Source organism: Pseudomonas sp. CFBP 13727 (assembly GCF_014841915.1).
GTDB lineage: Bacteria > Pseudomonadota > Gammaproteobacteria > Pseudomonadales > Pseudomonadaceae > Aquipseudomonas > Aquipseudomonas baltica.
This window is the reverse complement of sequence record NZ_JACYUT010000003.1, coordinates 265824-279081: the sequence shown is the minus strand read 5'-3', so window position 1 is coordinate 279081 and position 13258 is coordinate 265824. Positions and strand designations below refer to the sequence as shown.

At 62.8% G+C, this 13258-nt stretch carries 9 protein-coding genes and 1 pseudogene; 8 read left to right on the top strand and 2 right to left on the bottom strand.

Annotated elements, in window-relative coordinates:
* The first annotated feature begins 12 nt into the window (after positions 1 to 12).
* The 6 genes from IFT76_RS11910 to IFT76_RS11885 all read left to right on the top strand — a co-directional run bounded on the left by IFT76_RS11910 (position 13) and on the right by IFT76_RS11885 (position 5076).
* Positions 13 to 876, top strand: coding sequence for a MurR/RpiR family transcriptional regulator (locus tag IFT76_RS11910; protein ID WP_192058532.1), 864 nt, complete (start codon positions 13 to 15; stop codon positions 874 to 876).
* A gap of 29 nt (positions 877 to 905) precedes the next feature.
* Positions 906 to 1664 (top strand): transporter substrate-binding domain-containing protein, encoded by a 759-nt coding sequence (locus IFT76_RS11905; RefSeq protein ID WP_192058530.1) that lies wholly within the window; start codon positions 906 to 908, stop codon positions 1662 to 1664.
* Between the two features lie 50 nt (positions 1665 to 1714).
* Positions 1715 to 2431: an ABC transporter permease gene (locus IFT76_RS11900; RefSeq protein ID WP_192054773.1), complete on the top strand. Its 717-nt coding sequence runs from the start codon at positions 1715 to 1717 to the stop codon at positions 2429 to 2431.
* On the top strand, positions 2431 to 3147 hold the full coding sequence (locus IFT76_RS11895) for an ABC transporter permease (RefSeq protein ID WP_192054774.1): 717 nt from the start codon (positions 2431 to 2433) through the stop codon (positions 3145 to 3147). The genes IFT76_RS11900 and IFT76_RS11895 overlap by 1 nt, the downstream gene beginning before the upstream one ends.
* Positions 3148 to 3158: 11 nt before the next feature.
* The gene (locus IFT76_RS11890; RefSeq protein WP_192058528.1) at positions 3159 to 4400 is read left to right on the top strand and encodes an NAD(P)/FAD-dependent oxidoreductase; all 1242 of its coding nucleotides are present in this window, start codon (positions 3159 to 3161) and stop codon (positions 4398 to 4400) included.
* Between the two features lie 178 nt (positions 4401 to 4578).
* On the top strand, positions 4579 to 5076 hold the full coding sequence (locus IFT76_RS11885; protein WP_122475353.1) for a GreA/GreB family elongation factor: 498 nt from the start codon (positions 4579 to 4581) through the stop codon (positions 5074 to 5076).
* Positions 5077 to 5160: 84 nt separating this feature from the next.
* Here IFT76_RS11885 and ettA read toward each other — a convergent pair whose 3' ends face one another.
* A complete protein-coding gene (ettA, locus tag IFT76_RS11880) occupies positions 5161 to 6825 on the bottom strand; it encodes an energy-dependent translational throttle protein EttA (RefSeq protein WP_122475355.1) in 1665 nt (554 codons plus the stop codon).
* Between the two features lie 1099 nt (positions 6826 to 7924).
* Here ettA and IFT76_RS11875 point away from each other — a divergent pair.
* Positions 7925 to 10540, top strand: a pseudogene (locus IFT76_RS11875) (sensor domain-containing protein); the annotation flags it as partial.
* A 231-nt stretch (positions 10541 to 10771) separates the two neighbouring features.
* Complete coding sequence (glyA, locus tag IFT76_RS11870) at positions 10772 to 12025, top strand: serine hydroxymethyltransferase (protein ID WP_122475357.1); 1254 nt, start codon at positions 10772 to 10774, stop codon at positions 12023 to 12025.
* 161 nt (positions 12026 to 12186) lie between these two features.
* Here the strand turns inward: glyA and yjiA are convergent, their stop codons facing one another.
* Positions 12187 to 13146 carry a GTPase gene (gene yjiA, locus IFT76_RS11865; protein ID WP_244647944.1) on the bottom strand — a complete coding sequence of 320 codons (960 nt, stop codon included), beginning with the start codon at positions 13144 to 13146 and terminating at the stop codon, positions 12187 to 12189.
* Positions 13147 to 13258 lie beyond the last annotated feature (112 nt).

Here is a 13258-nt window from a genome sequence, read left to right as displayed (position 1 = left end):
CAAGGCATCCTCATGAGCCAGTCCCTCAAGCAGCGTCTCGAAGCCATCTTGCCAACCGCCTCATCGTCCGCGCGCATGATTGCCAGCTACATGCTGGCCAATACCACGGAATTGCCGTTCCTCACTGCTGCTTCCCTGGCCGCCACGCTGGGTGTCAGCGAATCCAGTGTCGGCCGCTTCTGCCGAGCCATTGGTTACCCGCACCTCAAGGCGCTCAAGGCGGATCTCAAAGAAGACCTGGGGCAGGGACCGTGGCTGATGGGCGACCGCCTGCGCGAATTTCGCCAACAGTCCGGCCCTTCTCGCGGCCTCGATCTGGAGGTGGCGGCACTGATGCGTGTCCATGAATACAGTCAGGGTGAAGCCTGGCAGCAGGTCGCCGAGCGTCTGGCCCGTCGGCCTCGAGTGTTCGTTGCCGGGTTCCAGACCGAACGTGGCATTGCCTGTTCGATGGTTCACCTGATGCAGTACCTGCGCGACGGCGTGCACGGGATCGATGGTGCCAGTGGGCACTATGCCGAGGTGTTGCTGAGCCCACCGCAGCAGACCGCTCTGGTGGTGTTCGAAGCACGACGCTACTCGCGCCACGCGCTGATGCTGTGTCGCAAGGCACGTGAGGCCGGCATTCCGGTCACCCTGGTAACCGACACCTTCTGCGACTGGGCCGAGCAGAACGCCGATGAGGTGTTTCGCGTGCCTACCGAGTTCAACCTGTTCTGGGAGTCCACCTCGGCCATGCTGTCGCTGGTGAATCTTCTGGTCAACGAAGTGTGCAAGCGGCTCGGACCGGACGTCGAAAAGCGCCTGGAAGCCACCGCAGCACTTCACCACGAGTTCGTGGGCTACACGTCACTGACCACGGGCGGACAACACTAGCTGACCCAACACCACCACCGAGGTGCAACATGAAACGGAGCATTCGTTTTGCAGGGGTACTGGCAGTTCTGCTGGCAGGCGTGAACAACGCCACTGCCCAAGACCTGAAAATCGCCACGGAAGGCGCCTATCCACCCTTCAACTATGTGGATTCCAACAACAAGCCCCAGGGCTTCGACGTCGATATCGCGATGGCGCTGTGCGACAAGATGCAGGCGCGCTGCACGATCGTGGCCCAGGATTGGGACGGCATCATTCCTGCGCTGCTGGCGCGCAAGTACGATGCCGTCGTGGCGTCGATGATCGATACCGAAGAGCGACGCAAGAAAATCAGCTTCACCAATCACTACTACAAGACCCCCTTGTCGGTAGCCGTGGGCAAGCAGTCGAAGCTCGATGACGCGCAGTCCACGTTCAAGGGCCTGGTGGTGGGCGCGCAGTCCTCCTCCACCCAGTCGATTCATGCCGAAGACGTCTACGGCAAGGCTGGCGCCGAGGTAAAACTCTACCCTACCGCCGATGCGGCCAATGCCGACCTTGCGGCCGGCCGTCTGGATGTGGTGATCGGCGACAAGTTTCCCCTGCAGGAATGGCTCAAGAAATCAGGCGCGGCGTGCTGCCGCATGCTCGGTGACGTCGATGGCACCACGGCCAATGCGGCGATAGCCGTACGCCAGGACGACGACTCGTTACGCCTGCGCCTGAACAAGGCGCTGGATGAGATCGTTGGCGACGGTACCTACCAGAAGATCGCCAGCCGGTATTTCGACTTCGATATCTACAACTGATCGACCAGGCGTGGCGGCGCCTCTGATCGGGCGTCGCCGGAGATAAAAGCATGCTCGAACACCTTGCCTTGTTGTCCCTGGCCGAGGGCGGCTGGGGCCTTGCTTTGCTGGCAGGCGCCCTGATGACCCTGGCCTTGGCGCTTGCCTGTCTACCGATCGGCGTGCCGCTGGGGCTGGCCCTGGCACTCGCCGAGCGCTCGCGATACCGGCTCCTGCGCAGCTTTGCAACGCTGTTCGGCACGGTGTTCCGCGGCCTTCCAGAACTGCTGACGCTGCTGATCATCTACTACGGTTGCCAGATCGCCATGCAGAAGCTGCTGAGCGCGGCTGGCCACCCCCAAGCCGTCTCGATCAACGCCTTTGCGGCAGCCATGGTCGCGTTCGGCCTGGTGTTCGCCGCATTCTCGGCCCAGGTCTGGCTGGCGGCATTCAAGACCATCGGCAAAGGCCAGTACGAAGGCGCAGCGGCGCTGGGGCTGAGCCGTCGGATAACGTTCATGCGGGTACTCTTGCCGCAGCTGACCCGGGTCGCCCTGCCTGGGCTGTCCAACAATTGGCTGTCGCTGCTCAAGGACACTTCGCTGGTATCCACCATTTCCCTGGTCGACCTGATGCGCCAGACCAACCTGGCGGTCAGTGCTACCAAGGAGCCGCTGTTCTTCTATGGCGTAGCCTGCCTGGTCTACCTCCTGTTCAGTGCGCTGAGCGGCAGAGCGCTGGCGTTTCTGGAGCGCTACTACAGCCGCCATCTGCGGAGTGTGCGCTGATGATTCTCCAGGACATTGCCTACTTCTTCGTCGACCCCGACCTGCTTCAGCGCTATGGCTGGCGCATGCTGGCGGGGCTGTGGGTGACCGCCAAGCTGGTCGCCATTGCCTTTACCCTGGGGATGCTGCTCGCCACGGTGCTGGCCCTTGGCAGACTGTCGAGCAACCCGCTGCTACGCCATGCCAGTGGTTTCTACATCTATTGCCTGCGCGGCTCGCCGTTGCTGGCGCAGTTGTTCCTGCTGTATTACGGCCTGGGTTCGTTTCGCGAGTTCTGGCAGGACGTCGGCTTGTGGTGGCTGTTTCGCGATGCCTGGTATTGCACCTTGCTGGCCTTCACCCTCAATACGGCAGCCTACCAGGCGGAAATCCTGCGCGGCAGCTTCATAGCCATCGGCCAGGGCCAGCGCGAAGCTGCTCGGGCGCTGGGGCTCAGGCCGTGGGTAACGTTCGTGAAGATCATCATGCCGCAGTCGCTGATGGTCGCCATCGGGCCATTGGGCAATGAACTGATCCTGATGATCAAGGCCAGTGCCATTGCCTCGCTGGTCACCCTGTATGACTTGATGGGGGTGACCAAACTGGGTTTCTCGCGCAGTTTCGATTTCCAGATCTACCTCTGGGCCGCGGTGCTTTACCTGCTGATCGTCGAAACGCTGCGCCGCGTACTGCGGCGCCTCGACGCTCGGCTCAGTCGCCATCTGCACGACCACTGAGGAGCGAAGCCATGCAATGTGAAACGCTGGTACTGGGTGCCGGCATCGTTGGTGTTTGCAGTGCACTGCACTTGCAGGCTCTGGGACGTGAGGTGGTACTGGTCGACCGTGCAGCGCCTGGCAGCGGCACCAGCTACGGCAATGCTGGCTTGATCGAACGCTCCAGCATCGTGCCCTATGCGTTTCCGCGTGACCTGCGGCGATTGATGCTCTACGCCCTCAATCAGCAGCCCGACGTGCGCTACGACTGGCGCTACCTACCGCAGGTTGCGCCCTGGTTGTGGAAGTACTGGCAGGCATCTTCCAAACGCAACCTGCAGCGTGCAGCCGACGCGATGTTGCCACTGGTGCAACGCTGCGTGGAGGAACACTGCGCACTGGCTGCAGCATCCGGCCAGCAAGGATTGCTTCGCGATACTGGCTGGATCGAGATCTACCGCAGCCACAAGGCTTTCGCCAGAGCCCAGGCGGATGCCGCACAGCTGCACGCTCATCATTTGCGCTACAGCTTGCTCGACGCTGGGCAATTACAGGCCGTCGAGCCCAGTCTCGGCCAAGGCGCTGCCGGTGCCGTGCACTGGCATGACCCCATGACCGTGCAGGACCCGGGCGCCCTGGCCCTGGGCTACACCGCGCTGTTCATGCAGCGCGGCGGGCGCTTCATGGATGCCGATGCATTGACGCTGCGCCAGCAGGGCAATCACTGGCAGCTCGAGACGGCGGCGGGCACGCTGCACGCGCGCGAAGTCGTGGTGGCCCTGGGGCCACAAAGCAATCGGTTGCTGTCACCCTTGGGCTATCGCATTCCCCTGCAAAGCAAGCGCGGCTACCACATGCATTACCAGACCGCTGCGGGCGCAACCCTCAACCACCCCGTCTGCGACCCGCTGGGAGGGTTCGTGCTGGCGCCGATGAACCAGGGCTTGCGTCTGACGACCGGGATCGAGTTCGCGGCCGAAGATGCCCCCGCCAATGATATCCAGCTGCTGCGCTGCGAGGCGCTGGCCAGGCGCTTCTACCCACTGGGCGAACGCCTCGACGTCAAGCCCTGGCTGGGCCGCCGCCCGTGCCTGCCGGACATGCGCCCGGTGATAGGTCCGGCAGGTCGACACCCCGGGTTGTGGCTCAATTTTGGCCATGCCCACCACGGTTTGACGCTGGGTCCTGTCTGTGGCCGGCTGTTGGCGCAGATGATGGCCGGCGCGGCGACCTTTACCGATCCTGCGCCGTACAGCCCCGCTCGATTCAACTGAGCCGGCTGGAGACGGCTTATGCAACTCTGATGCGGTTTTGCGGCCCAATCTTCTACAAGCATCCGTTCTTGTAGGAGTAGGGCTTGACCGCGATCCTCGTACAGCCTCTCGGTTGGCACATCTCGGCTCCCCTACAGCAAGCTGGGCGAGTTGTACCGCCCCTCAAGGGAGGAAGACCATGAGCCGCGCATTCGTGAATGAAGACCAGGCCGCCGAACAGGCGAGCCAACCCGTGGAGCGACTGATCAGTACGCAGCCCAACTACGTGACCGCCAGTGGCCTGGCCCAGTTGCAGGCGCGGGTCGCTGAAGTGCAAATACTGCAGGCCGAGCAGATGGCAATGGGTGAGCGTGCCGACCGTCAGCGTGTGGCCGACCTGAGCCGGGACATGCGCTACTACCAGCACCGCCTGCAACATGCACAAGTGGTGGCACCGGTCACGTCCACCGCCAAGGTGCAGATCGGCAGCTGGGTGACCTTTGCCGATGACCAGGGCGCCGAGCAGCGCGTGTGTCTGGTCGGCGAAGACCAGGCGGACGCAGGCGTTGGTTTGATCAACTGGGCGTCGCCGCTGGGTCGCGCACTGCTGGGCGCGGAAGTCGGTGAAGAACGCGTATGGCGTCGGCCTGCGGGTGACCTGACCGTGGAAGTCACGGGCATCCAGACAGGCCCCTGAGTGATACGCCGGCTCTGTTGGCCAGCCGATATCCATTCACCAAGCAAAAAAATGGGGCCCTGCAAAGAGGACCCCATTTTTCATTCACGCCAGTTTCTTGTGGCGGACCCGGTGCGGCTGGGCAGCCGCTTCACCCAGGCGTTTCTTGCGATCGGCTTCGTACTCGGTGTAGTTGCCTTCGAAGAACACGGCCTGGGAGTCGTCCTCGTAGGCGAGGATGTGCGTGGCCACGCGGTCGAGGAACCAGCGATCGTGAGAGATCACGATGGCCGCGCCGGGGAAGTCCAGCAGGGCCTCTTCGAGCGAACGCAGGGTTTCCACGTCGAGGTCGTTGGACGGTTCGTCGAGCAGCAGGACGTTACCGCCTTCCTTCAGCGTCAGCGCCAAGTGCAGGCGACCGCGTTCACCACCAGAGAGGTCCTTGACGAACTTCTGCTGGTCGCCGCCCTTGAAGTTGAAGCGGCCTACGTAGGTGCGTGACGGAATTTCGTAGTTGCCGATGCGGATATTGTCCGAACCGTCGGAGACCTGCTGGAACACGGTCTTGCTGCCGTCCAGGTCGTCTCGGCTTTGATCCACGCACGCCAGCTGCACGGTTTCGCCCACTTCGATGCTGCCCGAATCCGGCTGTTCCTTGCCCATGAGCATGCGGAACAGGGTGGATTTACCGGCACCGTTGCCGCCAATCACGCCGACGATGGCGCCTTTGGGCATGGCGAACGACAGGTTGTCGATCAGCACGCGGTCGCCGTAGCCCTTGGTGACGTTCTTGAATTCGATGACCTTGTCACCCAGGCGCGGACCGGCCGGAATGTAGATTTCGTTGGTTTCCGAACGCTTCTGGAATTCCTGCGACTGCATTTCCTCGAAGCGCTGCAGGCGGGCCTTGGATTTCGACTGGCGGGCCTTGGCGCCTTTGCGCACCCACTCCAGTTCTTCTTTCATGGCTTTTTCGTGGGCCGACTGCTGCTTGGATTCGGCCGCCAGGCGATCGGACTTGGCTTCGAGCCAGCCCGAGTAGTTGCCTTCGTACGGAATGCCGGCGCCGCGGTCGAGCTCCAGGATCCAGCCGGCGACGTTGTCGAGGAAGTACCGGTCGTGGGTGATCGCGACCACGGTGCCGGGGAAGTCGTGCAGGAAGTGCTCCAGCCAGGCGACGGAGTCGGCATCCAGGTGGTTGGTCGGTTCGTCGAGCAGCAGCATGTCGGGGGCCGAAAGCAGCAGGCGGCACAGGGCCACGCGGCGTTTCTCACCACCGGACAGGTGCTCGATCTTGGCATCCCAGGCCGGCAGGCGCAGAGCGTCGGCAGCGACCTCCAGTTGCCGTTCCAGGTTATGGCCGTCGCTGGCCTGGAGGATGGACTCGAGCTTGGCCTGTTCGGCAGCCAGCTTGTCGAAGTCGGCGTCCGGTTCGGCATAGGCGGCGTAGACCTCGTCCAGGCGGGCCTGGGCGTCCTTGATCACGCTGACCGCTTCCTCGACCACTTCGCGCACGGTCTTGGTCGGGTCGAGCTGTGGTTCCTGAGGCAGGTAGCCAACGTTGAGCTCGGGCATCGGGCGGGCTTCGCCGTCGAATTCCTTGTCGACACCAGCCATGATCTTCAGCAAGGTGGATTTGCCCGAGCCGTTCAGGCCGAGCACGCCGATCTTGGCGCCGGGGAAAAAGGACAGCGAAATGTTCTTGAGGATTTCCCGCTTCGGCGGAACGACTTTGCTCAGCCGATGCATGGTGTAGACGTATTGAGCCATGGAATGAACCTGGATAAAGAAGGTGCGAGATAGAGGATGGAAGCTTGGGCCCCCGCAAGGTGTTCAAAGCTACCGGAATGCGGGAGTCAGGGCAAACCAGGGCGCGCCCGGTGACGCGGTGTGTCAGGCGCAGCACGGTGGTTTTACGCTGCGCTAGCCGGCCTTGGGCGCTAGCGCTTATAGTGCGAGGTGTAACACGCATGATTCACGTGCCCTCTGGTGGGGCCCGCGCCTATGCCTGCCCCCGACTGTCATATCGCAGGATTTCAGTTTGACCAATTTCAATCAGCCGTCCTCCTTGCGCCCGCCTGTCCAAGGGTCAGGTACGCCGCTGCACGGTTCGTTGAAAGGCGCGCTGGCATTCGTGGTTTTGATGTTGCTGATGCTGTTGTTCTGGCAGCTGCTCGACCAGTTCCAGCGCACCCAGGCCGACCAGCGCCAGCACAGCATCGACTACAGCGCGGACCTGGCCGATCACGTCAACCTGAACATGGCGCTCAATGCGCAGATCGCGCTGAACCAGTTGCTCACGACTCAGCCCTTCCCCAGCGCGCGGGAACGGGCCGAAACGCTCACTCGCGTCCGCCGCTCGGTGCCGGAACTGCAAAGCCTGGCCTGGCTCAGCGGCGATGCCCGAGTCATTGCCGACACCCTGCCGGACGCCACTGACGCGCCGTTCATTGCCCTGCTGACAGGTCGCCTGGATGGCGATAGCCACTACTACACCAACAACACAGCCGCAGACCTGGTCTATCTGCTGATCCGCCAGCCTGGCGAAAACACCAACGGCTATTGGCTGCTGCGCATGAGCCCGACCGTCATCAGCCGCCTCATCCACCAGGTCGAGCGCGAGGAGAACCCCAGCTGGGTCCTGGAAAATCACGCGAACAAGCACATCATCGGCCGCGCCGGCCCAGCCCCGCTCACCGCCTCGGAACTGAGCGCCACCGAGCTTGCGCAGAGTGTACTGGTGACCCCGCTGAGCCATAGCGACTGGCAACTGCGCAGCCTGTTCGACGCCAGACAGGCGCGCCTGGCGCTCTTGCCGCCGCTGGTGGGCAAATGCCTGCTGGGCCTTCTGGTGTCGCTGGTGCCATTGCTCGCGCTGCTGGGCATGCGCCGCCGCCAGCGCGAGCTCAACGAAGAGCGTCGCCGCTATCAGGACATCTTCGAAGGCGCCGGAGTGGCGCTGTGCGTGCTCGACCTGTCGGGCGTCCTGGCGTTCTTCGAGCGGGTCGGGCTCAACGGGCACACCGACTCTGCACAGTGGCTGCAGGACAACCCGACCAAGCGCCTCGACCTGCTGCAGGCACTGCGCATCACCGAAGTGAACCAGGTTGCCTTGCGGGTGCTGCAGGTGGACACCGGCGAACAGGCGTGGCGCAAGCTCATCGAAGGCGGCTCGGCCACCGGCATCGGCCACCGTCTGATCGCTGCGCTGCTGGAGCGCCAACAGCAATTGGAACAGGAAATCCGCCTGGTCAACCAGCAGGGCCAGGACCAGTACCTGTGGCTGACCGTGCGCTTTCCCGAGCGCCCGGAGGACTACCGTGCGGTCATTCTCAGCATCACCGACATCACCAGCCACAGGACGGCGAGCGAATCGCTGCGCCAGAGCGAAAAACGCCACCGCATGCTCGCCGAGAGCATCAGCGACGTGATCTTCTCGACCAACAACCGCTTGGAACTGAACTACGTCAGCCCTTCGGTGCAAAGCGTGCTGGGCTACGAGGCAGACTGGGTGCTGGAGCACGGTTGGCAGGGCATGCTGGCCAATCCCGCACAGATGACGGGGATCAATGCGCTGCTGACGCAGGTCCGTCGGGCGTTGCATGTGCCGGCCGAGCTGGCCGCGCTGCGCAGCGACCTCAAGACCCAGGTCTTCATGTTCGACTGCATGCGCAACGATGGCCGCAAGATTCCCATCGAGCTGCGCCTGGTGTTGATCTGGGACACCCACGGGGCTCTGGAAGGCATGCTGGGCGTAGGGCGCGACGTCAGCCAGCAGCGCCGAGCAGAGAAGGACCTGCGCATGGCTGCCACGGTGTTCGAACATTCGACGTCGGCGATTCTCATCACCGACCCGGCGGGCTATATCGTCCAGGCCAACGAAGCCTTCAGCCGCGTCAGCGGTTATGCCGTGGCCCAGGTGCTGGACCAACTGCCCAACATGCTGACCGTGGATGACCAGCAGGAAGCCCACCTGCGCTATGTGCTCAAGCAACTGCAACTGCGCGGCACCTGGGAAGGCGAAGTCTGGCTCAAGCGGCGCAATGGCGAGCACTACCCGGCCTGGGTCGGCATCACCGCGGTGCTCGATGACGAAGGCGATCTGGCCAGCTACGTGTGCTTCTTCAGCGACATCAGCGAGCGCAAGGCCAGCGAACAGCGTATTCATCGCCTGGCCTACTACGATGCCCTGACCCACCTGCCCAACCGCACGCTGTTTCAGGACCGCCTGTACAACGCCCTGCAGCAGGCCGAACGCCAGCAGTCGTGGGTGGTGCTGATGTTCCTCGACCTTGACCGCTTCAAGCCGATCAACGATTCGCTCGGCCACGCCGCCGGCGACCGCATGCTCAAGGACATGGCCACGCGCCTGCTGGGTTGCGTCGACGACGATGACACCGTGGCGCGCATGGGCGGCGACGAATTCACCCTGCTGCTGCAACCCCGCGCGACCCGTGAGCTGGCCTTGAACCAGGCCATCCATGTGGCGGAGCAGATTCTCGGCAGCCTGGTCAAACCGTTCGTGCTCGAAGGCCGCGAGTTCTTCGTCACGGCGAGCGTGGGCATTGCCTTGAGCCCCCAGGATGGCGGCGAGCTCAGCCAATTGATGAAGAACGCCGACACCGCGATGTACCACGCCAAGGAGCGCGGCAAGAACAATTTCCAGTTCTATCAGGCCGACATGAACGCTACGGCGCTGGAACGTCTGGAGCTGGAAAGCGACTTGCGCCATGCCCTGGAGCAAGAAGAATTCGTGCTGTACTACCAGCCGCAGTTCAGCGGCGACGGCAAGCGTCTGACCGGTGCCGAGGCGCTGTTGCGCTGGAACCATCCACGGCGCGGCCTGGTGCCGCCTGGCGAGTTCATTCCGGTGCTCGAGGAGCTCGGCCTGGTGGTGGACGTGGGCGATTGGGTGCTGGCCGAGGCGTGTCGTCAGCTCAAGGCCTGGCATCTGGCCAAGGTGCGGGTGCCCAAGGTGTCGGTGAACATCTCCGCGCGGCAGTTCGCCGACGGCCAGCTGGGCAATCGGATTGCCCGAATGCTGGAACGTATCGGCCTGCCACCGGCGTGCCTGGAGCTCGAACTGACCGAGAGCATCCTGATGCGCGAGGTCAACGAGGCCATGGTGATCCTCGATATCTTGAAGAACCTCGGCCTGAGCATCGCCATCGACGATTTCGGTACTGGCTACTCGTCGCTCAACTACCTCAAGCAATTCCCCATCGACGTGCTGAAGATCGACCGCACCTTCGTCGACGGTCTGCCCTCCGGCGAACAGGATGCGCAGATCGCCCGGGCCATCATTGCCATGGCGCACAGCCTCAATCTGTCGGTGATCGCCGAAGGCGTGGAGACCCACGAGCAGCTGGAGTTTCTGCGCGAGCATGGCTGCGACGAGGTTCAGGGCTACCTGTTCGGCCGGCCGATGCAGGCTCATCGCTTCGAGTCGCAGTTCAGTAACGACGCGCTGTTCCTGTTTCAGTGACCCTCGCTTGTGGGAGCGGTCAGTGGCCGCGAAGGGCGCCCTGCGGTAGATCAGTGGAACCGCGGCGTGGCTTTCGCGGCCAATGACCGCTCCTACGGGGTGCCGGGGTGCCGGGGTGCCGGTGGACATGAGGCCCGCTTGTTCACGCAGTGACTGCCTTTCATATGCCAGATAAAAGCCTATGGGGTAGAATGCTCGCCTTTCCCAACATCCCGATCCTTGAGGACCGCCATGTTCAGCCGTAGCCAGACACTCGCCAAGTACGATGCCGATCTCTTTGCCGCCATGGAGCAAGAAGCCCTGCGTCAGGAAGAGCACATCGAGCTGATCGCCTCGGAAAACTACACCAGCCCCGCTGTCATGGAAGCCCAGGGCTCGGTGCTGACCAACAAGTACGCCGAAGGCTATCCAGGCAAGCGTTACTACGGAGGCTGCGAGTACGTCGACGTGGTCGAGCAGCTGGCCATCGATCGCGCCAAGGAACTGTTCGGCGCCGACTACGCCAACGTCCAGCCGCATGCCGGCTCTCAGGCCAACAGCGCGGTGTACCTGGCTCTGCTGCAGGCAGGCGACACCATCCTGGGCATGAGCCTGGCCCACGGCGGTCACCTGACCCACGGCGCCAGCGTTTCGTCGTCGGGCAAGTTGTACAACGCCGTTCAGTACGGTATCGATGCCCAAGGCCTGATCGACTACGACGAAGTCGAGCGCCTGGCCGTCGAGCACAAGCCGAAGATGATCGTGGCCGGTTTCTCCGCCTACTCGCAGATCCTCGACTTCCCACGCTTCCGTGAGATCGCCGACAAGGTCGGTGCCTATCTGTTCGTCGATATGGCCCACGTGGCAGGCCTGGTCGCCGCTGGCGTGTACCCGAACCCGGTGCCGTTCGCCGACGTGGTCACCACCACCACCCACAAGACCCTGCGCGGTCCACGTGGTGGTTTGATCCTGGCGCGTGCCAACGCCGAGATCGAGAAGAAGCTCAACTCGGCAGTCTTCCCGGGCGCCCAGGGTGGCCCGCTGGAGCACGTCATCGCTGCCAAGGCCGTGTGTTTCAAGGAAGCGCTGCAGCCTGAATTCAAGACCTACCAGCAACAGGTCGTGAAGAACGCCAAGGCAATGGCCAAGGTGTTCATCGACCGTGGTTTCGACGTGGTGTCCGGTGGTACCGAGAACCATCTGTTCCTGCTGTCGCTGATCAAGCAGGACATTTCCGGCAAAGACGCCGATGCCGCGCTGGGCAAGGCATTCATCACTGTCAACAAGAACTCGGTGCCGAATGACCCACGCTCGCCGTTCGTCACCTCGGGCCTGCGCTTTGGTACGCCTGCAGTGACCACTCGCGGTTTCAAGGAAGCCGAGTGCCAGGAGCTGGCCGGCTGGATCTGCGACATTCTGGCTGACCTGAACAACGACGCGGTGATCGAAGCCGTGCGCGAGAAGGTCAAGGCCATCTGCGCGAAGCTGCCGGTGTATGCCGACTGATAGCTGTGCCTTGATATGAAAAAGCCCGGCTCATTGAGTCGGGCTTTTTTATGTATCAGGGGCGGCCCTATCGCGGGCAGAGCCCGCTCCCACAGGGATCGTTGTCGTGCTGGAGATCCCTGTGGGAGCGGGCTCTGCCCGCGATAAGGCCGGCACAGGCTTTAGAGGGTTTCGAATCCGGCGCGGATCTTGGCTTCGGGTAGATCATCGGCGATGAACACCATCACGCTTTCGCGTACCTCCCCCTCGGCCCATTCGGTGTCCCAGTCGAAGCCGTAGAGTTTCAGCACGCCCTGGAACACCAGGCGTCGATCGTCCCCAGCGATATTCAAAACGCCCTTGTAGCGCAGCAGTTGCTTGCCGTGCTCTTCCAGCAGTTCATTCATGAAGGTACTGAGCCGATCGATGTCCAGCGGCTTGTCGGTGCGCAGCACCAGGCTGGCAATGCGGTCGACGCTAGGACCCTGGTTGACCGGGCGCAACGCCAGGCCTGCATTGAGATTGAAGCCCCGCACATCGAGCAGTTCTGCCAGGTCGATACACCCATGTTCGACCACTCGGATCGGGGCCCGACGGTTGATGCGGGTCAGGCGCTCGCTCAGTTCCTCCAGCACCGTCGGTGGCACCAGATCGGTCTTGCTGATCAACAGGCGATCGGCGAACCCGACCTGCGCCTGGGCGATGGTCTGGGCCAGATGAATGCCGGCATGGGCAGCGTCGACCAAGGTCAGGATGCCATCCAGGATGTAGCGCTCGCGCAGCTCTTCATCGATGAAAAAGGTCTGCGCGACGGGCGCTGGGTCGGCCAGGCCAGTGCACTCGATGACCAGTCGATCGAAGGCGATCTCGCCACTGTCCAGGCGTTCGAGCAACAGGTACAGCGCCTTGGTCAGGTCGGTGTGGATGGTGCAGCAGACGCAGCCGTTGGCCAGCGTCATGATTTGCACCGGCTCGTCGCCCAGCAGCTGGGTGTCGATGCCGGCGTCACTGAATTCGTTCTCGATCACGGCGATCTTCAAGCCATGTTCGGCCTTGAGCATGTGGCGCAGCAAGGTGGTCTTGCCGGCGCCGAGAAAGCCGCTGAGGATGGTGACGGGAATCGGGGGTGCGGCTTCGGACAAGTTTGTTGGCTCCGGAATCATTTAAATGCAAATGGCCTCTTCGCGGCCACTGGCCGCTCCTACAGGGATAATCGATCACTTGTAGGAGCGGCCAGTGGCCGCGAAAGGGCCG

What these genes read in the sequence shown, in the direction of transcription:
- IFT76_RS11885 (WP_122475353.1), top strand. Translation starts at nt 4,579, where the DNA reads ATGAGCCGCGCATTCGTGAATGAAGACCAGGCCGCCGAACAGGCGAGC.
- IFT76_RS11905 (WP_192058530.1), top strand. Translation starts at nt 906, where the DNA reads ATGAAACGGAGCATTCGTTTTGCAGGGGTACTGGCAGTTCTGCTGGCA.
- IFT76_RS11895 (WP_192054774.1), top strand. Translation starts at nt 2,431, where the DNA reads ATGATTCTCCAGGACATTGCCTACTTCTTCGTCGACCCCGACCTGCTT.
- IFT76_RS11900 (WP_192054773.1), top strand. Translation starts at nt 1,715, where the DNA reads ATGCTCGAACACCTTGCCTTGTTGTCCCTGGCCGAGGGCGGCTGGGGC.
- IFT76_RS11910 (WP_192058532.1), top strand. Translation starts at nt 13, where the DNA reads ATGAGCCAGTCCCTCAAGCAGCGTCTCGAAGCCATCTTGCCAACCGCC.
- ettA (WP_122475355.1), bottom strand. Translation starts at nt 6,825, where the DNA reads ATGGCTCAATACGTCTACACCATGCATCGGCTGAGCAAAGTCGTTCCG.
- IFT76_RS11890 (WP_192058528.1), top strand. Translation starts at nt 3,159, where the DNA reads ATGCAATGTGAAACGCTGGTACTGGGTGCCGGCATCGTTGGTGTTTGC.
- glyA (WP_122475357.1), top strand. Translation starts at nt 10,772, where the DNA reads ATGTTCAGCCGTAGCCAGACACTCGCCAAGTACGATGCCGATCTCTTT.